We start from the raw sequence: 22,851 nt of genomic DNA on the forward strand, positions 1-22,851 counted from the left end.
TGACTTGATCCTTCATCTTAGGTGCCCACAATTTGGCCCAGGTATCAACTTCATCTTTTGAAAAGACCTTGGCGTTATACATGATCCCTGTTGTTCCCCAAAAATAAGGGAGTGAGTAGCGGTTATTTGGATCAAAAGCATGATTTAATAACATCGGATCCAAGTTTTCTAACCCACGAATTTTTTGATGATCTAGCGGTGCTAATAAATTTTCCTGCGCTAATTTAGCGACATACGGTTCACTTGGAAATACTAAATCATAATTTGACCCACCTTGTTTTAATTTCACCATCATCGATTCGTTTGAATCATAGGTTTCATAACTCACTTGATAGCCCGTTTGTTTTGTAAATTTCGTGAGTAAGTCGGGATCAATGTAGCTGCCGTAATTGTAAACATGCAGCATTTTCTGTTGACTCCACTGTTTCTCAGGTTGGGCACTTAACTGCAGTTGCCACCGGATGACAATTAAGCCACCAACAATAACGATTACTGAACTCAAAAGCAAAAGCATCTTTTTCAACGCATACATACCTCACTAAATTTTATTTTGATTAAAAAGTTCTGTTTACCCCGTAAACAATTAGGTTTTCACACAGACTTTAATTATATTATGTCGTACTAGTGCTGTAAACACTTTTAATCAACTAGGCGGTGAAATCAACAAAAAAACGACCAAACATCCTGCCATGTTTGGTCGTTTTTTTGTTATTTTTTGTCAGCAATCACGGATTTGACTGGTCCAAATGACCGGCGATGAATTGGCGTCACCCCAAGTTCTGCCAGTGCAGTCAAATGTGCTTTGGTGCCATAACCAGCGTGTTGTGCAAAACCATAACCTGGATATTGCCGATCGTAATCGGTCATCATGCGATCACGGGTCACTTTTGCAATAATACTAGCCGCCGCAATGGAATTACTCCTAGCATCCCCTTTAATCAACGATAACTGGGGAATATCAGTCTGCAACGTCATCGCATCAATTAATAAGTAATCTGGTTCAGGTGCCAGTTCAGCGACTGCTTGCGTCATGGCCAAGCGCGCTGCCTCGTAAATATTAATGTCATCAATCACCGCGGCATCAACCACGCCAATCCCAATCGACAGTGCTTGGGCGATAATGCGATCAAATAATTGGTCGCGCATTTTTTCAGACAGTTGCTTAGAATCAATCACGTCGAGTTCTGCAAAATCATGCGGCAAAATAACCGCTGCTGCCACCACTGGCCCTGCTAAGGGCCCGCGTCCAACCTCATCGACACCAGCAACATGAGACAGCCCTTGATCCCACTGTTGGGCTTCAAAGGTAAAACGGGTTTTGAAATTCTCGCGTTTGGCTGCTAATTTCAATTGTTGCTTGTCCCATTGTTGCAACGCCTGTTGAACGCCAGTCCGACTATCTTGCCGCCAATTTGCTAAACGCGGATCAGCTGGATCCGTTATGGCTTTAAGACTATTTTTAATTTGTGCAATTGTTTCTGCCATATCACTTACACGTCAAGAAGATCTAAAGTAAAGGGCCCAAGTTTGCCTTTACGCAAGTCATTTAAGACACGTTCACTGGCCTTTTCATAATCGTCCTTGAAGCCAAGTTTTTGCGTAATGTCCAGCAAAATTTGCACACTGGCCTCATCAAACACGTTCGCATCTAAATGGTAGCGTGAAATAATCGCCTCTGGTCGGTAATTACGGAAGAAATCAAGTAAGAACAAGACCGCATCATCCTTAGCAAAAATCGTGTCTTTGACGGCGCCAGTTAAGGCTAATTTCAACCCAACGGTTTGATCTTCAAATTTCGGCCACAACACACCCGGTGAATCAAGCAATTCGAGCTTGGTTGGCGTTTTAAGCCACGCAACCTTCTTCGTCACACCAGGTCGATCCGCAGTTGGGGCAACGTTTTTCATCACCAGATGGTTCAGTAAAGTGGACTTACCAACGTTAGGAATCCCCGCAATCAGTGCCCGAATGGGTTGATCTTGAATCCCACGGGCCAGTTGCGCGGCCTTTTTAGCTTCCACGGCACGGCGCGCCGCCTTTGTCACCAACTGTGGTGTTCGTGGGTCACGGGTATTCATCACTAGCACTGTGTGCCCTTGGGCTTCATAGTGTTGCTTCCAAGCGCGTGTTTGCTCAGGATCCGCTAAATCAGCTTTCGTCATGATGAGTAAGCGTGGTTTTGAACCAATTAACTTATCAACTTCTGGGTTACGAGAACTTTCAGGAATGCGCGCATCCACCAGTTCAAAAACTACATCCACTAACTTTAAATTTTCGCGCATCAGGCGAAAGGCTTTGGCCATATGACCAGGGAACCATTGAATAATTTGTGCCATATTCGTCCTTGCTGCCAACAATTAGTGCCAGCAGTTCCTCCATCCTATTTTTTATCGTCCTGCTTGATAGCGTTCCCAAGCTTGATCAAAGATTGACATTTCGGTCAAGTAAGACGCATTTTCTTCTAAATAATTTGAAATATCATCAAAATCCGTGCTTTGCTTTGGAAAAGTTAAGTCCAAAAAAGCATTATTGGCAAACTGCTGTATTTCATCTGCAGCCACCGCGATACGATTTGTCATCAACCAATCATAAAATGACCGTGCACTATTTGCCATTTTCAAGCCCCCCTTCAAAGACAAACTGCCCTGCTTTTAAATCAATAATTTTGGCGCGAAATGATAGCCCATTTGTCACTGGTAATTTTGACATATCAATAAAAATCTGCTGTTTACCAGGATTAATCGTCACAAACTTTGGCGCGTGATAACTGCGTTTCACATATTGCATCACGACACCGATTGGTAAGGGTAAATTACCAACGCGTAACGTTTTTGCCGTTAAAATCACATTCCCATTTTTGGTCACTTCTGGTGTCATGGCTAAGCCAAAACGAAAGGTATCGCCCAGCATTTTTGTCTGCCCGTACAAAGTAATCGTGTCGCTAACTCGAAAAGTATAATTTTCAGTGTGCGTATCTTTCAAATAATAATCAACTAAGGCATTGACCTGTTTGGTATTTAACGTCACGTCAAAGGTGGCATCACTTTTGGCAATTTTAGCCGGTGAATCAGTTATTGGCGTCTTTTGAGTGGCCAAATAATAAGTGGTGCCGATACCTAGAAGCAAGAAGAGCACTAAGGTCCAAAAAGCCCAAAACCAAATTTTTGGTGATCTTTTTGCAACTTTCGGTCGTGTTAAGGGGTTGTCAGCCATGCAGCTTGTCCTCGTCTCATTTGTTCAAATAATTGGGTCGTCATAAAGTCATACCCTTTTTTATTGGGGTGATAATGATCTGTTGTACTAATCCAGTCGTTCGTAAAGGCTGGCTTTTCAGCTAGTTTTGTCATGAACTGATCGGGATTTTTAGTTGTTTGATCGGCGATCTCTGCTGATGCGATGAGTTTTTGACGCGCACTTTCGGTGCGATATTGCCCATAAGTTAAATCAAATACGTCGACATAGTGGCTATTTTTATCTGCTTTGGCCACTTCCTGGTTAATCGCATTAAACAGCGCAACATCCGTATTGAAATCTTGCCGATTCGGAAAATGAACAAAAATCGGATTATAATTCCCAAAAATGTAAATCGGTGCATCGGGATTGTACTGTCGAATCGTCTCAAAGAGTGTCCGCAACTGCTGACGGTACGCCGACTGCCCCGCTTTAACGGCTTTAGTCAACGCTTCAGGGGATTGTGCTGATTGGTTTTTAAGGAGGAGTTGTTGCAAATCATTGCCACCAACCGTCAGGATAATCGCTTGCGCGTGTTGGATGTCTGACTGCATTTTTGGTTGTGTTGCTAAGCGATGCTGGATTTGATCAGAGCGATCCCCCGAACGCCCATAATTGGCCATGGTTACTTTGACAGCATACTGTTGTTGTATCTGCTTGGCAATCCGACCCGTGTAGCCTTGTTGCTTGCCATCATCGCCAACACCTGCCGTCAGTGAATCACCCAATGCGACCAATGCCACTTTATTCACCTTGGCTATTTTGGCAGCTTGTTGCGGTGTCGCTGTATTCAGTGCTGGTTTTTTCATGGTCAGCCAAATGCCGACGCCTAAACCGACCAGTAACAACACAATACTGCCAATCGTCACATACTTTCGCATCCTTATCCCCTAAAAATTTGATCTATTCTATTGTAACAAAAAAAGCGCAATCAAGCGATTGCGCTTATATTATTGCTGAGCTAAGGCAATAATTTTCAAAATGGTATCCGTTGCTTGCGCCATGGTTGTCGTTGAGACATATTCAAACCGGCCATGCATGTTCTCGCCACCAGCAAATAGGTTTGGTGTTGGCAAGCCCAAGAACGTAATCTTTGAACCATCTGTGCCACCACGTACAGGTTCAATCAAGGGTGTGATGCCCAATTCTTGCATCGCCTTCTCCGCCAAGTCAACAGAACGCATGTCATCTTTTAAGATTTCACCCATGTTATAGTATTGATCTTTAAGCGTGACCGTCACACGGGTTTCCCCAAATGATTGGTTGAATTGTTCAGCAATGTCTAACAAGCGTTGCTTACGCGCTTCAAATGTTGCGCGATCATGATCACGAACAATGTAACGTAATTCCGCTGCTTCTGGGTTCCCAGAAACTTGCATCACATGCCAGAAACCTTCACGGCCAGCAGTATGTTCTGGTCGGTCATGTTCTGGTAATTGCGCATGGAAATCAAAAGCCACTTGAATTGCATTGATCATGGTGTCTTTTGCCGTACCTGGATGCACATTACGGCCTTGAATTGTCACGGTTGCACCAGCAGCCGAAAAAGTTTCCCATTCTAATTCACCAGCTGGGCCACCGTCAACCGTGTAAGCAAAATCCGCCCCAAAGGCTGCCGTATCAAAGTGATCCGCGCCGATGCCAATTTCTTCATCTGGTCCAAAGGCAAAACGCAATGGGCCGTGCTTAATTTCAGGATGGGCAATCAAATATTGCGCCGCTGTGATGATTTCAGCAACTCCAGCTTTATCATCAGCGCCAAGTAGCGTTGTCCCATCTGTTGTAATCAACGTATGACCCGCATACTTTTTCAAGCTTGGGAAATCATCTGGGTTAAGTTCATAGCCACTGTCACCCAATGGAATCGTTGCTTGACCATCATAGTTCTCGATAATTTGTGGTCGCACATTGGCGCCGTTAAAGTCTGCCGTATCAACATGGGCAATAAAACCAATCGTTGGCACACTGTCATCATCAACGTTACTTGCCAGTTCCGCAAACACGTAACCATCCGCCATGGTCCGGACATTTTCCAGACCAATGGCTTGTAATTCAGCTGCTAAGTCAGCCAAAAAGGCCACTTCTTTAGGTGAAGATGGGACTGTTGTTGCCGTCTCATCTGATTGGGTATCCACCGCAACATATTTCAAAAAACGTGATACTAATTCAGGATATTTTTCGCTTGTCATAATCTATTCTTGATTCACGACACTGTGCATGTCGAATCGCGATCCTTTCTATCTTTTGGCCGACAAATTGTCCGGACGTCCCCGAAATCTTAGATATAGGTGTATGGATCCGTGTTAGTTGTTGTCGGAAATGCTGTCAGCTGCTCACCAAACCACTCATGCACTTTGGCTGCCATCGGTGTGGCTGCAATGGCCTCCATATGATGATCAGGGTCAATCACCACAAACCCAGCCGCCAAAATATCATGCCCAACATGATAATAAACATCAGCGGTCACAAAGGCATCGGCGCCGGCTGCTTGAGCTTGTTGCCAATAACGCCCCCCATCACCACCTAAGACGGCTACTTTTTGAATTGGTTTAGTCAAGTCATCGGCGATAACCCGCAGAGTTTGAACGTCAAAGCGCGTCCGTAATTGGGCAGCATAATCAGCTACCGAAATTGGTGTGGCTAACATGCCAATGCGCCCCAAACCGGTACGCCCATCGGCATTCGGCACTAGGGGTTCAACTGCGGTGAGGGCTAACGCATCAGCCAACCAATCATTCATGCCGCCCGTAGCACTGTCTAGGTTAGTGTGTGAGGCATAGACCACAATATTATGCTTGATCAAATCAACATACATTTTGTTTTGTGGTTGACGCAAATCTAAATTTTTAGCCGGAAAAAACATCGCTTCATGATGTGCCCAGATAAAATCGACCGACTGCGCAATCGCTTCAGCCACCACTTCTGGCCGCACATCAAGCGCCGTCATCACCCGGTGAATCGGTTGGTTGGGATCACCAATTTGTAACCCTGTTGGATCACCCGCTTCGGCCAATGTCTTTGGTGCAAACTGTTCAATTTGATCAATTAACATTTGGGCTGTAATCATGACAGCACCTCTTGAATGTCTTGGAAACGAGCTTGCCATTGTTGATAAGCTGGTGTATCAGCTTTACCAGCCGCAGTCAGACGTTCAAAAATCAAGCTAATCCGATCTGCTTCCTTTTGCCATTTCGCTTTAAAAGCAGGTGATTGCTCATCGCGTAAAAACGGTCCAAACACGAGATCTTGCGCTGATAATGTTTGGTTGCCTGGCTTGGCTACAATAATTTCATAAAAATGTTTGTCTTCTTGCACAATACGTTCGTGCGTAATCTGATACCCATGCTGCACTAACCACTCACGCACAACCTGTTCATCCGTATTGGGTTGCAAAATTAGTGTTGTAAAACTTTGTCCCCGTTGCTTAGCTGCTGCTAAAATGTCGCGAATTAAAATCCCGCCCATACCAGCAATCGTCACAGTATCCACCTGATCGTCGTCCGTCACAGCCGCTAAACCATCCGCTAAACGAAGCGCTGTGGCAGCTAATAACCGTTGTCTTTTCAATTCTTGCCGTGCATTTTCCAAAGGGCCTTTGGCCACCTCACCGACAACCGCAAAATCAATATGTGATTTTAATAATAAATGTGCTGGCAAATAGGCATGATCAGATCCAATATCTGCCAGACGTGCACCTTTTGGTACAAAACTTGCCACCGCGGCTAAGCGGGGCGATAAATTGACACTATCCATGGTTAAATTCCTTTAATTCTAGTATATCATAACACGTCACATTATGACTATTCACTCATAATTCCCTAACAAAAAAGCCAGCAACAAGTGCTGAACTTAAAGTGTTACTTGACAAAGCCGTCATCTGTCATCGCTGCCTGGAATAACGCCACGACATCTTGCGGTTGTAGCGTTACATAAGCCGCTTGATCAAGATGGCCAACTGTCACAGCACTATTGGCCATCGCGTCAAAATGGGTATCATCCGTGATCCCGACACCTGGCAAAGTTGTTGGTACATTCAATGACTTAATCCAATCAAATGTGGCTTGAATGGCCCCTTGCGCAACTGTTGCATCATCACCGGTCAATCCCCAGACCTCACGACCAAATTGGGCAAAACGTGGTTGCGTTTCTGCTGACAAACTCCGTTGCATCCAACGTGGTGTCATAATTCCTAAGCCAACGCCGTGCGTAATGTCATAATAAGCCGATAATTCGTGTTCAATAGGATGAACAGTCCAACCATTCGTGTTCCCCACGTCAACTAAGCCATTCAATGCCATTGTTGAGGCCCACATTAAAGCTGCCCGCGCATCATAATCATTAGGATTAGCCAACGCGATGGGCGCATTTTTGATTACTGCCCGATACAATCCTGCCATCATCCCTGATGTCACATCGTTTGGTGTTTGGTCAAAATATTGTTCCGTCAAATGACTGAAAATATCAATCGCCCCAGCGGCTGTTTGCCATGGTGACACAGAAAATGTCAACGTTGGGTCCAAGAAAGATACGGCTGGTGAGTTTGGACCACCAGTGCCTAGCTTTTGGTTGGTTTCGGGATTTGAAATAACCGACCCGACGTTCATTTCTGTGCCTGTAGCTGACAAAGTCAAAATATCTACCACAGGTAATTGGGCAATTTCATAACGCTTTGATGAATCAACGACCAAATCCCATGGATCCGCATCATAAAATTTTGATGACGCAATGACTTTAGCCGCATCAATCACCGAACCACCACCGACCGCCAAAACCACATCAATATCATGTGTTTTTACCAAATCTTGCCCGACACGAACAGAATCAATTTTCGGATTGGGTTCAATGCCTGATAATTCGACAACTTCCAAATCCGTTAAGGCGGCCCGTACGCTGTCATACAAGCCAGATTGCTTAATTGACCCACCACCAAATACGAGTAATACACGTTGACCGAATTGAGCCACTGCATCATGTAATTCGGTGTCAATCACATTTTCCCCAAAACGGATCGCCGTTTTGTTCTGGAAGTTAAAATTATTCATATGAACTATACCCTTCTTTCTACTGTAATATCATACCATAATTTGGCTATCTTTTAGGGTTAGGCCAATCCCCGGTGCAGTTGGCACGGTCATCAAACCTTGGCGCACCTGCAAATCCGCCGTCGTGATATCTGAAGTGAAATAGCGTGAACTAGCAGAAATATCACCGGGGATGCTGATTTCTGGTAAACTCGCTAAGGCTAAATCAACCCCACGTCCTAAATTACTGCTTAACATCCCACCAATCCATGGTTGAAAGCCTGCTTGGTGTAATAATTTAATCGCCGTGACAGCAGCTGTAATCCCACCAATTTTCCCTTGCTTAATCGTAACTGCTGAAGCAGCATGTAAGGCAATGGTGGTTGCCACGTCAGCTAAGTTATTCACGCTTTCATCCACACTCAGCGGTTGTTTCATTTGACGTTGCAGCGTAGCATGCTGGGTAAAATCGTGTTCGCCAAAGGGTTGTTCTACAAACAAGACATTAGCAGGAAGTGCCTTTAATTGCATAGCCGTTTCAGGATTAAAACTGCTGTTGGCATCCAGCGAAAACTGTTGCTCGGGATAGCGCGCTAACACGTTCATTAACGCTGGTAGATCCGTTTGTCGACCATCAATTTTTAATTTAATCCGTCGATATCCTTGCTGTATGGCTGTACGAATGGCTTGGTCCGTTACTGGCATTCCAAGTGCTATCCCAACTGGGACTTCCGGTTTGACGCCTCCCAACATTTGCTGCAATGACTGCTGAGTGAGCTTACCAACTGCATCCCAAACAGCCATTTCAACGCCCGCTTTCGCAAACGACCCAAAGGGAGTCACCCGCGCCAGCTGCGCAGCAAAATCACTCGGTGAGGTAAATTGCCAAGTACCAATCACAGGTTTGATTAAAGTCTCGACAATATCTTGACTGGTTTTTTGCGTTTCTAATGCATAATGATAATCCGCAAACGATTGAATTTCGCCATACCCTATAGCCGTTTGCGCTGTCGTGTCATCATAAACGGTCAATTGCACCAGTGTGAGCGGTCGGATTGTGGTGATGCCGTGCGCTGTTGTAAATGGTTGGTTTAAAGTTAATTGAATTGGCCAAGTGACCATTTTTTTAACGTGATACATGGGCTTTTAACCTCGCAATCACCAAGTTTGGCTGTTCAAAATGCACGTTATGTCCCGCATCAGCAATCACAGCCTTTTGTGCATTTGGCAATTGTTGTAACATTTTATCAGCTAAATGGTTAAATTTAACATCTTTTTCGCCAACGATCAGTAAGGTTTTGACCGTCACCTCTGCCAATTTTGGCCAGAAGTTCGGTTGGGCCCCGGTACCCATACCAATCAGTGACTGCGCCACATTTTCAGGTCGTTGTTGCAGCCGTTGTTGTCGCATTTGCTGTTGTTGGTGCGCTGGTAATTGTTGTTGCGAAGCAAATAATGGGAGTGCTTCCCAGGCTGTCACAAAACTCGGAAAATCTTGTCTGATATGCGCCGCTTTTGCCGCATCTGCTTGCCGTCGTGCCACACGATCGGCAGCAGTTGGGAGCCCAGCTGTCGCACTTTCTAGGATTAAGCTCGCCACCTGTTCAGGGTGTGCAATCGCAAATCCCAAAGCCAAACGTCCGCCCATTGAATAGCCGAATACATGCACTTTTTCCCAATCATAAGCGATCAAAATCGCTTGCAAATCAGCGATTTGGTTCGCCATTGTAAAGCGTTCAACGCGCGTCACCTCAGGTGCACTAGCGCCAAAACCTAATAAATCAATTGCCAACACGGTCCCGGGTAATGCCGAGATTAACTGATCAAAATCATGCCGCGAGCCCATAAAACCATGTAATAGCAGCCACTTATCCTGAGTTGAAGAATTTTCTTGATAGGTCACCTGGTACGGATAACCCGCAATGTTGACCACTTGCTCAGTCATCTGGCTCACCTATAAAGCGGTGATGGGCCACCACATTGGCCTGCCGATCACTCGTGTAGGCGATAAGACGCGGTCCGTTGACCGGTTGTGCCAGCACCTTTTCTAAATCGTCAGGTGTCGTCAAATCAACAAAGGGCATCTCATATAAAGCGGCAATTTTTGCCATATCCAAGCCTAACGGTGTCCCAAACAATAAGTCAAAATAATCTGGTTCAGCCGCTTGTGGCAAAAATGAGAAAATCGCCCCGCCATCATTATTGACCACAATAATATCAATCGGCAATTGATATTGTCGGGCCATCATCAAGCCATTCATGTCATGGAATAAGGTCAAATCACCGGTGAGTAGCACACTGCGCTGTGGCGTGGTGCTACTCATCCCCATTGCCGTTGACACAACCCCATCAATGCCATTGGCACCACGGTTAGCATAAATTTGTTGCGTCCTTTGCCCAGTAAAGACATCATCCATATCACGAATCGCCATACTATTAGCCACAAAAATTGGCGTTTGGGGCGCAACAAATTGATCCAATACGTGTGGTACTGCGAGTTCACCAATTGGGTGGCGTGGCACTTGATTGAGTGTTTGCCACTGGGCATAAAACGTTGGCTGATTAGCAACTGTCACATCACTTAAAAATGCATGCGGTGTTTGCGCAATCGCGCGTGAAATATGCCTTGAGTGGTCGGTACCAGCCTGTTCATCAATATGCCAAACGGGAATATTTTCTTGGCGTAACCATTGCAGCACACTGGCCGAAACAGGCGTTGCCCCAAAACGGATGACAAGGTCTGGCTTGGGCATCGTTGCCAGTTTGCCCGCTTTAATTAAAGCGTCAATCCCATAAATCGTTTCTGGGGTACGCGCCCGACTCAACACATCCGCAATCACAGGCACATGATTAGCACGAGAAAATTGGGCCAACGCTTGTTGATAAGATGGCCCCTCATTCGGACCGGCTAAAATCACAACCTGCTGATAAGCCAGTTGTTGTGGGGCAAAGTGTGGTGTCGGTGTCTCAAAATCAACCGGCGCAATGATAATCGGTTCCGGATCATGAAGTACTGGCATCAGTGGTTTCCGTAAGGGCAAATTAATTTGTAATGGGCCTTGCGGCGCAGATACGATGCGATGCACCATCTTTTGGACCATAAAATCAATATAAGCGGTCACATCCGAATGTGGATCTTGTAACGTGACTTCAAGGTATTGCTTCGTCAAGTCACCAAATAGACGCTGTTGGGACAATGTTTGCGGTGCGCCATTTTGTTGCAGTTCGGCTGGTCGATCCGTTGACAAAATGATTAAGGGAATATGTGAAATAGCAGCCTCTGCTACCGCTGGCGTGTATTCTGTAATCGCTGTGCCAGAAGTGCCTAGCAAAGCGACGGGTTGCTGTAACGTTTTGGCAATCCCTAAAGCAAAAAAGCCTGCTGACCGTTCATCGACATCAATATATAACTGCAGTTGATCTTGTTGATGGGCAAATTCAGCCAGCAGTAAAGCAATCGGCGTTGATCGTGAGCCCGGTGAGACCACAAAATGCCGCACCCCACTTTGAAAAAGCGCCTGTAACAAATGTTTCGTATTTTTTGTTAACGTTTCATTCGACATGATTGTAGTCCTTTAACAATTGCCGCATGGGTTCAAATTTCAACCCAGTTTCTTCATATTCTTGTTGCGCATCGGAGTCAGCCACAATCCCGGCACCAGCAAATAAAGTTGCTCGTCGCTGCGTTTGATTCACATACATGGCACGGATACCAACCACAAATTCCCCACTATTATCTGCGGTAAAATAGCCAATAGGACCGGCAAACAAGCCACGAGGTGTCTTCTCATGGGTCGCAATATAATGCAGGGCCGCTTCACGTGGGACGCCACCCAGTGCTGGTGTTGGATGTAAGCGGTCAACAATCGCGGTCACACTTAAATGTGCCGCAATGTCCCCTGTAATTGGTGTGTACAAATGCTGAACTTGCTTATTTTTGAGTAAACTTGGCATGGCCGGCACCTTTAGCGACGTCGTCACGTCTTGCAAGCGTGTCGTGATACTTGCCACGACATATTGATGTTCAATGCGGTTTTTCTGACTGGCTAACAACGCTTCGCCTAACGCGATATCGTCAGCGCCAACCGTCCCGCGCCGGCTTGTCCCAGCGACAGCCGCCGTAGCGAGCTGACCATCTGACATAGCCACTAATCGTTCCGGTGTTGCTGATATAAACAATTCATCATGTCTCTTTAAAACCACATGATACGTATTCGCCTGCTCAGCTAACGCACGAATAATTTGTGCCAGTCGTAACGTGTCGGATAACTGCAGGGTCTGTTGCCGACCAAAAACGACTTTGGCTAAGGTTTGATCGATGGCTAAGGTATCAATCAAATTCTCTGTCCGTTCGATCCAATCCACTTCATCTGTCACATGACTAGTGGTCACCGTATTTGGCTGTTTTGGCACGAACTGCGCCAGCCACGTCGTAAAATCAGATACGGTATCTGATCCGAACGTGATTTTATCTGCCGCGATGGTCACCATCACTTCGGGGACAAACCAAAAACCCGCCATCAATTCAGACTGCGGGTACTCTTGCTCATCAAATGACTGCGCACCAAAAACAACCGCACCTTGTAATGCCTGAGCCGTTTTTGCCGTAGCGATTGCGCCAATGCCAAAACGTAAAGTATCATCAGTGGGTGTCGCAAAGTAAGCGCCAAATTCAGTTGTTTCAAGTGCCGCATAGAGTTGCTGTAAGTCGCTTTGAGCCAACGCGCGCGTTTCGTGATATGTCATCATATTGCTACCTCTTCACATGAAAAAGCAACAGGCAGAACCCGTCGCTTTATGTTTAATTTTTTAAATTCACTTGTGGCATGCGCTTAAAGACTGGCATCAAAACTAATGCAACAATCAAGCCCATAACCGCTTGAGCAATATTACCAATGATAGAAGCCACGCCGGCAGCCCAATTATAAAGCAAGGCCCCAGCTAACACATAACCCACGACCATAATCACTGACCCTAAAATCAAGCCAACAACCTGACTTGAGACGCGCTTTTGATAACCAAAGTACCCAACAACATAGCCTTCAAGGCCATGAATCACTAATGAAAAAATCATCCATTGCGGATAACCAGCAAGCAAGTCAAGCAACAACCCACTCAAACCGCCAACAATCATCCCACTTCGTGCACCACCTAATAGTGCCGCAATAAAAATACCCGCTTCAACTAAATTCACAAAACCGTTTGTTGCTGGTACGGGAATTTTAACGATATAAGATAAGGCGACATTAAAGGCAATAATCACCGCCAAAATTGCCAAGTGCTTTGTGTGTTGTGCTTCTTTCATTTTTCGGCCCTCCGTGCGCCTTGCCAGACATTTCCAACATCAAAAGTGTGATTTAAATCGACACCAGACTTAATCCCATACCAGACAAATTCTTTCGCATCTTGTGCGGCGGCTAAAACATCAGCCCTTTGACCAAGATTTGCCGCTAAACTAGCTGATAAGGTACAACCGGCGCCATTATGGTACATCTTAGCTTCCGGAATTTTCGCTTGCGTCAAAAATGTCGCTGTTGTCCCATCATATAACACATCAACCGCCTCATCGCCGGCCAACAAGGTCCCACCTTTTAATAAAACATTTTGTGCGCCAAGCGCCACCAGTCGTTGCGCCGCTTGCACCATATCCGCCCGCGAAGTAATGGTTTGGCCGGTTAAAATTTCAGCTTCACGTAGATTGGGTGTCACCACCGTTGCTAACGGCACGAGCTGATCGATTAAACAAGCCACAATATCTTTTGTCTCGACTTGCGTGGTTTCCTTAAATACCATCACCGGATCAACAATAATCGGGATATTAACATCCCGTAGATATTTGGCAACAAGGCGAACAATATCAGGGGTTGGCAATAAGCCAATCTTAACAGCAATAATATCATCAAGCGCTAAAGCTGATTCTAATTGTGCCGCAATCACTGCTAAATCAAGCGGGAAAATTTGAAAGTCATCTGGTGTCACCGTCACAATACTTGTGGTCACACTTAGGCCAAAAAAGTTATAGTTGGAAAATGTTGCTAAATCCGCTTGAAGTCCGCCACCTGCAAGGGTATCGGAACCAGCGATTGTTAAAATTTTGTGGGGCATAGCCTAAACTTCTTTACTTAATTTTTATGGTGCTGAGGCGACAAAATTAATATTGCGCCCATCATCGGTCACGGCCGTCACAACCGCATTGTTACCACCGGACGTAATCGACCATGAATAATAACGGCCATGCGCTTTTGCCCAAGCAATTGCCTCACTAATTGGTTTCCCTTTAAGTTGCGCTGACTCTTTAATGCTATCATTTTGGCTGCTTGAAGCACTTGAACTTTGTGTTGCCTGACTACTACTTGATGATGCAGCTGAATGTTGCTGACTCGAAGATTGACTGGCGGCACTACCTGTTGTCGAATCAATCGTTTCATCAATCGTTTTGCTAGATTGCGTCTGCGTTTGAATCCGCGTCGACGTACTTTGTGATGTTGAATAGGTGATATAGAGAAACACACCTAAACTAATCACAACAAGGCCGGCTAACACAATGAAAAAATTGCGAATAGGATGGCCTTGTTTCTTAAATTTAGGGCGATGATAATCGTAATCTGTCATACCTTACCTCTCATTGTTCTCTATTATAACATAGAATAACTATCATTCTGCTTCTGCTAACTGATTTTATGATAAGATTAGATTAGTGCCTTTGAGGAGAAAAATCACGTATGCTCAAAACAAATTTAGAACGTATCTCAATCAAAGATGTGATTATGATTGCCGTTGGTACCGGCCTCTACGGCTGGGGACTAATCAATGTGAACATCCCCAACCGTTTGGCTGAAGGTGGTATATCTGGGATCACTTTGATTTTAAAAGCCCTATTCAATTGGAATCCGGCTTATACAACCTTTATCTTAAATATTCCATTGCTCTTTATTGGCTACCGCATTCTCGGTCGGCGTGCCCTGATCTATACCATTTGGGGGATTACATCACTGTCAATTTGGCTCTATATCTGGCAAGTGTTTCCGACACCACCAGCTCTGAATCAAGATATGCTAATCGCTGGTTTGATTGCCGGTATCGTTGCCGGTGCTGGTCTAGGAATTGTTTTCCGCTTTGGTGGCACATCCGGCGGGACAGATGTTGTTGCACGCATTATGGAACAAAAATTTGGCATTCAAATTGGCCGGACTATGTTTGCATTAGATGCAGTAGTCCTACTTTTGTCCCTGATCTACATTGATATCGTGCACATGATGTATACCTTAATCGCCTCGTTCGTTTTTGCTCAAGTCTTAGCACTCACGCAGCAAGGCGCTTATACGGCTCGGTCATTTATGATTTTCACAGACTATCCAGAAGAGATTTCACATGCCATTATGGCAGAATTAGAACGTGGGACTAGTTTGTTAAAATCTGAGGGGGGTTATTCTCACCGCGAACAACGCGTTGTGTACGCTGTTGTCGACCCTTCTGAAGTCAACACAGTTCAACATATTATTGAAGAAATTGATCCAAAAGCGTTTGTTTCAATCTTCACAGCGCAAGAACAATTAGGCGAAGGTTTCTCTTATCTACGCCCAAAGAAAAAATATTTTTTCTTCTAAAAAAGGATGCCAATGGCATCCTTTTTTAGATTAGGTTTTTTTGCATATGTGTATAGTGGTGCGATTCAATCATTAAGTCTCCTGTCGGCACAAACCCTAAACGTTGGTACAGCGCCATTGCGTCAGGATTTGAATCATCGACATTTAAACCAATCACATGGCGATCTTCTTGTCGTGCTCGCGTTTCGGCGGCTTTCAGCAGCGCCTGACCGACACCTTGACCACGTGCTGAAGACGTGACAACGACAGAATCAATATACCATTCGTTCTCAAAGACTTCAGAATCTTCAAATAACCATCGATGATAACTATACTGGTCAGCTAAAACAGTTTGCATTGCGGTGTCTAGCACAGGTTCATCAGTATCTGGATAACCAAACAAAACCCCAACAACCTGACCGGCATCATCTTGTGCCACCAAAGCGCGCCGGTAGTGATAACGCGACTGATCTGATTGTGTCACAGCCAAGCGCCAGGCTGCCTGCACATCAGCCACACTTAATTCATCATAAATCGCCAAATCCATGGCATCAAAAATTGTTTGTTCTAATTGTAAAATTGCCTCTTGATCAGCTTGCGTTGCAGCGCGAATTATCATGCAGTACTTTCCTCCGGTTGAATCATCGTTAAACCAATACGTTGGCGTTTTGTATCAATTTCAACTACCCAAACATCGACAATATCCCCAACATCCACAATATCGGCCGGTGTTTTAACACGGTGTTTCGCTAGCCGAGAAATGTGCACCAACCCATCATGCTTGACGCCAAGGTCGACAAAAGCCCCAAAATCAACGACATTGCGCACCGTGCCTTGCAACTTCATGCCGGGCTTTAAGTCATCAATATGTAAAATATCTGACTTTAACAAGGCGCCCACCATTTCTGATCGCCCATCACGGCCTGGTTTTTGTAAACTTTCAACAATGTCATGCAGCGTTTGTACCCCAATACCTAATTGATTAGCTGTTGCCATCGTATCGAGCTGGCGTAACTTTTGATTAGCCGCTGGTGTGGTTAACTCATTATGGGATACTTGGGCTAACGCCAACAACGCCTGAGCGGCGGCGTAACTTTCTGGGTGAATATCTGTATTATCCAACACATTATCACCTGATACTATTCGTAAGAAACCAGCTGCTTGTTCGTACGCCTTTGCTCCCAAGCGTGGCACTTTTTTCAACGCCACGCGGGACTTAAACTCACCATTAGCCTCACGATAAGCAACAATATTTTGTGCTAACGTTTGGTTCAAACCTGCAATGTGGGTTAAAAGCGCCGCACTTGCAGTATTTAAGTTGACACCCACTTGGTTAACAGCTGTCTCGACCACTGCGTCAACTTGTTCATCCAAAGCTTTCGTATTCAAATCATGTTGATATTGACCAACCCCGACGGATTTTGGATCAATTTTAATCAGTTCAGCCAGTGGATCCTGAATACGGCGACCAATGGAAATCGCTGATCGTTCTTCCACGTGCAAATCAGGAAACTCTTGACGCGCGGCATCCGATGCTGAATAGACTGACGCACCTGCTTCGTTCACAATGGCATATTTTACCCCTTGTGGTAAATTCGCCGCCACAAATTCTTCTGATTCACGGGATGCTGTCCCATTACCAATAGCGACTAATTGTACATTAAACGTTGTCACCAATGTCTTAAATATTTTGGCCGCATCTGCCCGTTGTTGGGCATTGGCGGGCTTATGCGGATAAATCACTTGCTTTTTCAGGAATTTACCTTGCGCGTCAATGATGGCCAGCTTAGAACCCGTTCGGAACCCTGGATCAAAGCCCATTACCACTTGCCCCTTTAACGGCGCTTGCATAAGTAAGTGATACAAATTCTGACCGAAAACTTGAATTGCCTGTGCTTGGGCCCCCTGCGTTAAGGTTTGACGCACTTCACGTTCAACCGCAGGTTGAATAAAGCGCTTGTAGGCATCTTCAATCGCACGTTGAAGCACCTGAAAACCTTCACCATCTGCCGCTTGTCCCTGACGCATTGTCGTTTGCATAAAGTGATACATACGTGCTTCAGGAAAATCAATTTTAACAGACAGCACGCCATCCTTTTCCCCACGATTGACAGCTAAAATACGGAACTGATTGTTAGTCAGTGTCTTGATGGGTTCACTAAACGCATAGTATTGCCCATAAACTTCTTGTGGGTCTTTTTCACGGCCACCACGCTTTAGCGTAGCCAATAAAATACCATCGCGTTGCATGCGTGTCCGCAGCCACTGTCGGTAGGTCGCGTTTTCACCAATTTGTTCAGCTAAAATTTCATGTAAACCAGCTTGCACAGCCGTGACTGTTGGTAAATCATCATTGATAAATTCAGCGTAGTTGATTGGTGCCGTCAGGTCTGCCATCACGCGGTCAGCTAGCGGTTGTAAGCCCATTTCTCGCGCAATCATAGCTTTTGTCCGCCGCTTTTGCTTATAAGGCAAATATAAATCTTCCACTGCTTGTAGTGTTGTTGCGGCTTGAATAGCTGCCTGCAATTGTGGATTTAATTGTTGTTGTTCATAAATCGCCTTTAACACCGTATGCTGACGATCCACCAAATCCTGCACTTTTTTAGCAGCTGCTTGAATGTCACGAATTTGCACTTCGTCTAATTCGCCGGTCATTTCCTTACGATAACGTGCAATGAAAGGCACCGTTGCCCCATCATTTAATAACGTCAAAGTTGCTTGGGTTTGCTTTTGCGGCAAGCCTACGCTTGCTGCAACACGCGCTGCAAGTGCTGTTGCTGATAACTCGGTCAAAATTAATTCTGTCATGTTTAAATTCCGTTACTCTCTTTTCGCTATTGTCTCATCTCATGATCAGACAACACCTTTCATTCTATCGTAAGTTACCCAAGCCAATCAAATCGATTCTATTTTCAAGTTGTGACATGTTTAATCACGTAAATCTCCTTGACGATAACCGAGATAGCCTAACCCAATCAACGCCAAGGCAAGTGTTAATACGACGACCCATGATCCCCAATCAATTGCCGATAGCGGTGCTTGTGCAACCCATGAGCTCGGCATAACTTGAATCAACCATGCTGGCATTTTGAGCATTTTGCCTAAATACAGCATATAAAAGTTAAGCCCTAGGACCAAATAAACCAATCGATACCACTTTGGCAACCACCCCAACAAAATTGCCGCTAAACCGACAAAAAAGAGCAAAATCGGGATCGCATTAACTGCAACCGCGTGAAAGTAGGCAATCGTAATGGGCGTTGGCATCACAATCGCTTGAGCTACAAACATACTGTAAATAGCAGCAAGCCATGCGCCTAATGTGAACAGCACCCCACTGCCAACATAGCCGACATATAGGCGTAATCGGCTAATGGCATGCGCACTAATTAAATCAATCGTGACATTTTCTAAATCCCGCTTAAAGCGACCCATGGCAATGAGCCCAGCGATACTGGCAACCGTGACTGGCATAATTAAAATGGTGTGCATGAAGACCAGCACAATTTGATCACCAATTTGCGTCATTTTTGACGTGCCCAATAAATTTTTTAAGACAGCGTTGTCGGCCGTTAGTTGTTTAATTTGATGAAAAATGGCTCCATAACTCATCCCCAAAGTGCTCAATCCCAGTAACCAAATCACAAAACTGGTCCGTTCTAAACGTACTTGTAAGCTAAGCCAACCACGCAAAGATTTGGGTGCCGTCGCGGGTCCAGCACTGATACTGACAAGACCTGTCCCCAAATCGCGCGTCGCTAACAACCACAGACTCCCACCAATGATCACGAGGCTTAAACATACTAATAATATCACGGGTAGCCAATTGTTTGTCGCGCCAATTTGGCTCTTTTCCACCCAACCTAACGGTGATAACCAAGTGAGTTGCGGCTTGACGGTGTCTGTCACCATGCGCCCAACAAACATCACACCAAAAATCAAATACCCCATGGCGGTCGCCAATCGTGACTGCCGTGCAAGCTGTGCGGTCAGCAGCCCAATACTCATAAACAATAAGCCACTACTCAATAATCCCGCTACAAATAACAGTGTCGCCGGCCAGGTTGCCCCATTTAACACCCGATAGGATAGACCAGTTAAAGCAATCGCCACATTGATGCTCATCACTTCAATTAAGATGGCCATCGGTTGGGCGAATTTACCCACGGCGAGACTACGTAACAGCTCATTGACGCCTTTTTCTTCCTCGGCGCGTGTATTTTTAATGACTAGTTGAAAATTCATCACCACCATCATCATGATGGTAAATAATAACATTTCCCCTACTGCAATATCAAAGGTCGTATACGTCTTTAATGGTGGTAATAAGCCAAAAAGTGCGATCATTGCCGGCGTTTTTAACGTTGTCACAATACTTTGTACTTGCGCAGGTGTCCCATAAATCTGGTTATAAATGGCGGCAATGACCAAATTCAAGCCCCCAACAATCACGAACCAAAGGGTCAAGATCAGCCAATCTTTTTTGAGGTAAAACCACGTCAACTGAGTGGTCTTTGCAAGCTTATTGTTCATGCGCTGTCCCATCCTGATAGTAAGTCAAAAAGATTTCTTCTAAAGTTGGTGGCGTTATGCGTAAACCTTTTAAACCAAATTGTGCCAATTGTTGAGTCACTACCGCTAACCCATCGTGCGAGACAGTAAAAGTCAAACGCTGACCGTCTTGTTTCAAGTTCGTCACCCCAGACATCGTGGCCAATCCAGTGGCGTCTTTGGTGACAATCGCTAACACATTGAGGTTGGCGATATGCTGCAAATCTTGTAATTCGCCAGTTTCAATAATTTCGCCCTGTCGAATAATCGCAATTTGATCCGCTGTTTTTTCAACTTCATCTAAAATATGAGAACTTAATAACACCGCTTTATTGGCTGCTTTCAGCGCCAATACTTCCGACTGAAAATTAAGCGCTTGTAAGGGATCTAATCCACTGGTTGGTTCGTCAAAAATATACAAGTCGACATCGGCTGAAAATGTGGCAATTAACGCCACCTTTTGGCGATTACCTTTCGAGTAAGTGCGTGCTTTTTTGGTTGGGTCAAGCGCAAACTTTTTAATCAACGCATCTGTTTTGGCCGTATGGTCGTGACCGCCCATCCGCAACAACAGATCAATAATTTCACCGCCGGTTAAATTGGGCCACAAATAAACATCCCCTGGCACGTAAGCAATCCGTTGATGGGTAGCCACAATATCTGTTAAGGCATTGTGGCCATTTAACGTCACTTGCCCAGATTTTGGTTTTAATAGTCCCAAAATAGTACGAATCAGGGTTGATTTCCCCGCGCCATTAGGCCCCAGTAAAGCAAATACCTCACCTTGGTGAATCGTAAATGTGACTTGCTTTAAAACATGAAACCGACCAAAAAACTTGTCCAAGTTTTGCACCTGTAAAACGTCATTTGCCATCAGCAGCTCACTCCAAATTTTCACTATAATATGGCTTCATTTTGCGCCTTTCACCACATGTTTGCAAGAAAAAAGGCCATAAAAAAACGCCAGTAACAAATTCATGTTACTGGCGGGTAGGTAGATAGATACTACCCAGTTGGTCATTAGTAGTATACCTCATTTTCCAAACGATAACAAGTTAAAAATGATACTATTTTTGCCAAAAACTTTGCGCAATCGCACGCACCACTTGGGTCATTTGCTTGGCTGATTGTACATCATGCACACGTAAAATGCGTGCACCACGCTGAAACATTTCTGTTGCCGCCACCAATGACACATCCGCACGCGCCAACTTTGGCAACCCCAATAAAAACTTGGCCCAACCTTTATTAGAAACGGCAGTCATAACTGGCCGTTGCAGATCTTGTAAATGACCAATGGTATTCATCATCGCCAAATCCTGCGCAACATCAGAGTTTTTCGCGTAACCCACTCCTGGATCTAACGCAATACGTTGTCGCGCAATGCCTGCCGCAGTTAATTGCGCTAAGTTATCTTCAAACCACGCATGCATTTCCGCTTGTAAGTTCACGACAGTTTCGCCACGTGGATTCCACATCGTTAACAGCCCAACCTGATGATCTGCCAGAAATGGTACTTTCCGCGGATCGTCCAAAAAACCATTCACATCATTGATAATATCAACGCCTAAAGCAACGGCGCGGACCATGACGTCATATTTATAGGTATCTACGGCAATCACAGCGTCAGGATATTGCGCCTTAATACCTGTGATAACTGGTGCAATGCGATCAATTTCTGCAGTTGGTGTTAATTCAAGACCCGCTGCTTCAAAGCCTGGCTTGGTCGTTTGCCCACCAACTTCAATCACATCTGCCCCTTTGGCTAACATCTCACCAGCTCGGGCAACCATCGTATCAACATCCGCGACTTGGTCCCCGTTGTAAAATGATTCCGGACTAACATTTAACACACCATAGATAATACCATCAGCATCATGCAAGGTTTTACCATTCACGACCCAAAGGTGATCAATCGCGACTAACCACTGTTGCAATTCAGGACTAGCAGTACGTTCATGCAACGCGACAATCGCACCGCGACTCAGCCAGTACGTATCTTCGGTTAACGGGATCGCACTGTATTCAGCCAAACACTGTTGATCGGCACCAGTGATTCGCCAAGCAGCCCCTTCACCGCGCACAGCCATTTGTGCTAACACCGGATTTTCTATTGTGATTTGTTCAAAATACATGCCCAATTTTCTCCAATAACTGTTTTGCTGCGCGTCCACGATGCGAATAATGTACGCGCTCGGCCATTGGCATCTCAGCCAACGTCAAGCCATTTTCAGCTTCAAATAATGTATCAAAACCAGCTGAATAAGTTCCCCGTGGTGCTAACGCAAGGGTTACACCACCACGACCAGTACTCTGATAAACGGCCCCTGTCGGCGTAAGCAAAACAAACAATGCCGCCAAATAGGCCCCGCGAACCATGCCTGGCTCGTATAAGCCGACTAAAAAAAAAACCACAACATGAAAAGATTGAAACCCCATAGAATTAAAATCTCTGGCAA

The 22,851-nt window shown here is 45.2% G+C and carries 24 protein-coding genes; 1 reads left to right on the forward strand and 23 read right to left on the reverse strand.

What is annotated here, in order from left to right; genetic code table 11:
* From ACW12G_RS01625 to ACW12G_RS01705, 17 genes are all read right to left on the reverse strand, one after another.
* Positions 1 to 502: ABC transporter substrate-binding protein (locus ACW12G_RS01625; RefSeq protein WP_455647111.1), on the reverse strand; the 502-nt coding region annotated here is incomplete at its 3' end.
* Between the two features lie 206 nt (positions 503 to 708).
* Complete coding sequence (locus ACW12G_RS01630; protein ID WP_455647112.1) at positions 709 to 1,485, reverse strand: ribonuclease HII; 777 nt, start codon at positions 1,483 to 1,485, stop codon at positions 709 to 711.
* A 5-nt stretch (positions 1,486 to 1,490) separates the two neighbouring features.
* Entirely contained in the window at positions 1,491 to 2,336 is an 846-nt protein-coding gene (gene ylqF / locus ACW12G_RS01635) for a ribosome biogenesis GTPase YlqF (RefSeq protein WP_455647113.1), read from the reverse strand.
* Positions 2,337 to 2,387: 51 nt separating this feature from the next.
* The gene (locus ACW12G_RS01640) at positions 2,388 to 2,615 is read right to left on the reverse strand and encodes a YozE family protein (RefSeq protein ID WP_455647114.1); all 228 of its coding nucleotides are present in this window, start codon (positions 2,613 to 2,615) and stop codon (positions 2,388 to 2,390) included.
* A complete protein-coding gene (locus ACW12G_RS01645; protein ID WP_455647115.1) occupies positions 2,605 to 3,213 on the reverse strand; it encodes a YpmS family protein in 609 nt (202 codons plus the stop codon). The genes ACW12G_RS01640 and ACW12G_RS01645 overlap by 11 nt, the downstream gene beginning before the upstream one ends.
* On the reverse strand, positions 3,195 to 4,112 hold the full coding sequence (locus tag ACW12G_RS01650) for an SGNH/GDSL hydrolase family protein (protein ID WP_455647116.1): 918 nt from the start codon (positions 4,110 to 4,112) through the stop codon (positions 3,195 to 3,197). Before ACW12G_RS01650 ends, ACW12G_RS01645 begins: the two co-directional genes overlap by 19 nt.
* Positions 4,113 to 4,181: 69 nt before the next feature.
* On the reverse strand, positions 4,182 to 5,420 hold the full coding sequence (gene pepT / locus ACW12G_RS01655) for a peptidase T (RefSeq protein WP_068852603.1): 1,239 nt from the start codon (positions 5,418 to 5,420) through the stop codon (positions 4,182 to 4,184).
* 89 nt (positions 5,421 to 5,509) lie between these two features.
* Complete coding sequence (locus ACW12G_RS01660; RefSeq protein ID WP_455647117.1) at positions 5,510 to 6,298, reverse strand: Nif3-like dinuclear metal center hexameric protein; 789 nt, start codon at positions 6,296 to 6,298, stop codon at positions 5,510 to 5,512.
* On the reverse strand, positions 6,295 to 6,984 hold the full coding sequence (locus ACW12G_RS01665) for a tRNA (adenine(22)-N(1))-methyltransferase (protein WP_048700822.1): 690 nt from the start codon (positions 6,982 to 6,984) through the stop codon (positions 6,295 to 6,297). The genes ACW12G_RS01660 and ACW12G_RS01665 overlap by 4 nt, the downstream gene beginning before the upstream one ends.
* 104 nt (positions 6,985 to 7,088) lie before the next feature.
* A complete protein-coding gene (locus ACW12G_RS01670; RefSeq protein ID WP_455647118.1) occupies positions 7,089 to 8,273 on the reverse strand; it encodes an iron-containing alcohol dehydrogenase in 1,185 nt (394 codons plus the stop codon).
* 30 nt (positions 8,274 to 8,303) lie between these two features.
* Positions 8,304 to 9,392 carry an o-succinylbenzoate synthase gene (gene menC, locus ACW12G_RS01675; protein WP_455647119.1) on the reverse strand — a complete coding sequence of 363 codons (1,089 nt, stop codon included), beginning with the start codon at positions 9,390 to 9,392 and terminating at the stop codon, positions 8,304 to 8,306.
* Positions 9,379 to 10,197, reverse strand: a complete 819-nt coding sequence (menH, locus tag ACW12G_RS01680; RefSeq protein WP_455647120.1) for a 2-succinyl-6-hydroxy-2,4-cyclohexadiene-1-carboxylate synthase — start codon at positions 10,195 to 10,197, stop codon at positions 9,379 to 9,381. Before menH ends, menC begins: the two co-directional genes overlap by 14 nt.
* The gene (gene menD / locus ACW12G_RS01685; protein WP_455647121.1) at positions 10,190 to 11,815 is read right to left on the reverse strand and encodes a 2-succinyl-5-enolpyruvyl-6-hydroxy-3-cyclohexene-1-carboxylic-acid synthase; all 1,626 of its coding nucleotides are present in this window, start codon (positions 11,813 to 11,815) and stop codon (positions 10,190 to 10,192) included. The genes menH and menD overlap by 8 nt, the downstream gene beginning before the upstream one ends.
* The gene (locus ACW12G_RS01690; RefSeq protein ID WP_455647129.1) at positions 11,805 to 12,998 is read right to left on the reverse strand and encodes an isochorismate synthase; all 1,194 of its coding nucleotides are present in this window, start codon (positions 12,996 to 12,998) and stop codon (positions 11,805 to 11,807) included. Before ACW12G_RS01690 ends, menD begins: the two co-directional genes overlap by 11 nt.
* Before the next feature lie 55 nt (positions 12,999 to 13,053).
* The gene (locus ACW12G_RS01695; RefSeq protein ID WP_010004059.1) at positions 13,054 to 13,557 is read right to left on the reverse strand and encodes an ECF transporter S component; all 504 of its coding nucleotides are present in this window, start codon (positions 13,555 to 13,557) and stop codon (positions 13,054 to 13,056) included.
* Positions 13,554 to 14,357 carry a bifunctional hydroxymethylpyrimidine kinase/phosphomethylpyrimidine kinase gene (locus ACW12G_RS01700; RefSeq protein ID WP_455647122.1) on the reverse strand — a complete coding sequence of 268 codons (804 nt, stop codon included), beginning with the start codon at positions 14,355 to 14,357 and terminating at the stop codon, positions 13,554 to 13,556. The genes ACW12G_RS01695 and ACW12G_RS01700 overlap by 4 nt, the downstream gene beginning before the upstream one ends.
* A gap of 24 nt (positions 14,358 to 14,381) precedes the next feature.
* Positions 14,382 to 14,864: a hypothetical protein gene (locus tag ACW12G_RS01705; RefSeq protein WP_029510213.1), complete on the reverse strand. Its 483-nt coding sequence runs from the start codon at positions 14,862 to 14,864 to the stop codon at positions 14,382 to 14,384.
* 110 nt (positions 14,865 to 14,974) lie between these two features.
* Between ACW12G_RS01705 and ACW12G_RS01710 the strand changes: the two genes are divergently transcribed.
* On the forward strand, positions 14,975 to 15,859 hold the full coding sequence (locus tag ACW12G_RS01710; RefSeq protein WP_010004063.1) for a YitT family protein: 885 nt from the start codon (positions 14,975 to 14,977) through the stop codon (positions 15,857 to 15,859).
* 25 nt (positions 15,860 to 15,884) lie between these two features.
* On the opposite strand, the gene ACW12G_RS01715 is transcribed toward ACW12G_RS01710, so the two are convergent.
* The 6 genes from ACW12G_RS01715 to ACW12G_RS01740 form a co-directional block, all read right to left on the reverse strand.
* Entirely contained in the window at positions 15,885 to 16,457 is a 573-nt protein-coding gene (locus ACW12G_RS01715) for an N-acetyltransferase family protein (protein ID WP_455647123.1), read from the reverse strand.
* A complete protein-coding gene (locus ACW12G_RS01720) occupies positions 16,454 to 18,649 on the reverse strand; it encodes a Tex family protein (protein WP_455647124.1) in 2,196 nt (731 codons plus the stop codon). The genes ACW12G_RS01715 and ACW12G_RS01720 overlap by 4 nt, the downstream gene beginning before the upstream one ends.
* Before the next feature lie 120 nt (positions 18,650 to 18,769).
* Complete coding sequence (locus ACW12G_RS01725) at positions 18,770 to 20,374, reverse strand: ABC transporter permease (RefSeq protein WP_455647125.1); 1,605 nt, start codon at positions 20,372 to 20,374, stop codon at positions 18,770 to 18,772.
* The gene (locus tag ACW12G_RS01730; protein ID WP_455647126.1) at positions 20,364 to 21,266 is read right to left on the reverse strand and encodes an ATP-binding cassette domain-containing protein; all 903 of its coding nucleotides are present in this window, start codon (positions 21,264 to 21,266) and stop codon (positions 20,364 to 20,366) included. The genes ACW12G_RS01725 and ACW12G_RS01730 overlap by 11 nt, the downstream gene beginning before the upstream one ends.
* A gap of 193 nt (positions 21,267 to 21,459) precedes the next feature.
* Positions 21,460 to 22,527 (reverse strand): dihydropteroate synthase, encoded by a 1,068-nt coding sequence (gene folP, locus ACW12G_RS01735; RefSeq protein WP_455647127.1) that lies wholly within the window; start codon positions 22,525 to 22,527, stop codon positions 21,460 to 21,462.
* The coding region (locus tag ACW12G_RS01740) for a non-canonical purine NTP pyrophosphatase (RefSeq protein ID WP_455647128.1) at positions 22,517 to 22,851 on the reverse strand (335 nt) is incomplete at its 5' end. The genes ACW12G_RS01740 and folP, both read right to left, overlap by 11 nt.

The sequence above is a fragment of the Leuconostoc sp. genome, from assembly GCF_965300815.1.

Bases quoted from the DNA above. Each gene is read 5' to 3' on its own strand.
- ACW12G_RS01630 (WP_455647112.1), bottom strand. From the start codon at position 1,485: ATGGCAGAAACAATTGCACAAATTAAAAATAGTCTTAAAGCCATAACG.
- ylqF (WP_455647113.1), bottom strand. From the start codon at position 2,336: ATGGCACAAATTATTCAATGGTTCCCTGGTCATATGGCCAAAGCCTTT.
- ACW12G_RS01640 (WP_455647114.1), bottom strand. From the start codon at position 2,615: ATGGCAAATAGTGCACGGTCATTTTATGATTGGTTGATGACAAATCGT.
- ACW12G_RS01645 (WP_455647115.1), bottom strand. From the start codon at position 3,213: ATGGCTGACAACCCCTTAACACGACCGAAAGTTGCAAAAAGATCACCA.
- ACW12G_RS01650 (WP_455647116.1), bottom strand. From the start codon at position 4,112: ATGCGAAAGTATGTGACGATTGGCAGTATTGTGTTGTTACTGGTCGGT.
- pepT (WP_068852603.1), bottom strand. From the start codon at position 5,420: ATGACAAGCGAAAAATATCCTGAATTAGTATCACGTTTTTTGAAATAT.
- ACW12G_RS01660 (WP_455647117.1), bottom strand. From the start codon at position 6,298: ATGATTACAGCCCAAATGTTAATTGATCAAATTGAACAGTTTGCACCA.
- ACW12G_RS01665 (WP_048700822.1), bottom strand. From the start codon at position 6,984: ATGGATAGTGTCAATTTATCGCCCCGCTTAGCCGCGGTGGCAAGTTTT.
- ACW12G_RS01670 (WP_455647118.1), bottom strand. From the start codon at position 8,273: ATGAATAATTTTAACTTCCAGAACAAAACGGCGATCCGTTTTGGGGAA.
- menC (WP_455647119.1), bottom strand. From the start codon at position 9,392: ATGTATCACGTTAAAAAAATGGTCACTTGGCCAATTCAATTAACTTTA.
- menH (WP_455647120.1), bottom strand. From the start codon at position 10,197: ATGACTGAGCAAGTGGTCAACATTGCGGGTTATCCGTACCAGGTGACC.
- menD (WP_455647121.1), bottom strand. From the start codon at position 11,815: ATGTCGAATGAAACGTTAACAAAAAATACGAAACATTTGTTACAGGCG.
- ACW12G_RS01690 (WP_455647129.1), bottom strand. From the start codon at position 12,998: ATGACATATCACGAAACGCGCGCGTTGGCTCAAAGCGACTTACAGCAA.
- ACW12G_RS01695 (WP_010004059.1), bottom strand. From the start codon at position 13,557: ATGAAAGAAGCACAACACACAAAGCACTTGGCAATTTTGGCGGTGATT.
- ACW12G_RS01700 (WP_455647122.1), bottom strand. From the start codon at position 14,357: ATGCCCCACAAAATTTTAACAATCGCTGGTTCCGATACCCTTGCAGGT.
- ACW12G_RS01705 (WP_029510213.1), bottom strand. From the start codon at position 14,864: ATGACAGATTACGATTATCATCGCCCTAAATTTAAGAAACAAGGCCAT.
- ACW12G_RS01710 (WP_010004063.1), top strand. From the start codon at position 14,975: ATGCTCAAAACAAATTTAGAACGTATCTCAATCAAAGATGTGATTATG.
- ACW12G_RS01715 (WP_455647123.1), bottom strand. From the start codon at position 16,457: ATGATAATTCGCGCTGCAACGCAAGCTGATCAAGAGGCAATTTTACAA.
- ACW12G_RS01720 (WP_455647124.1), bottom strand. From the start codon at position 18,649: ATGACAGAATTAATTTTGACCGAGTTATCAGCAACAGCACTTGCAGCG.
- ACW12G_RS01725 (WP_455647125.1), bottom strand. From the start codon at position 20,374: ATGAACAATAAGCTTGCAAAGACCACTCAGTTGACGTGGTTTTACCTC.
- ACW12G_RS01730 (WP_455647126.1), bottom strand. From the start codon at position 21,266: ATGGCAAATGACGTTTTACAGGTGCAAAACTTGGACAAGTTTTTTGGT.
- folP (WP_455647127.1), bottom strand. From the start codon at position 22,527: ATGTATTTTGAACAAATCACAATAGAAAATCCGGTGTTAGCACAAATG.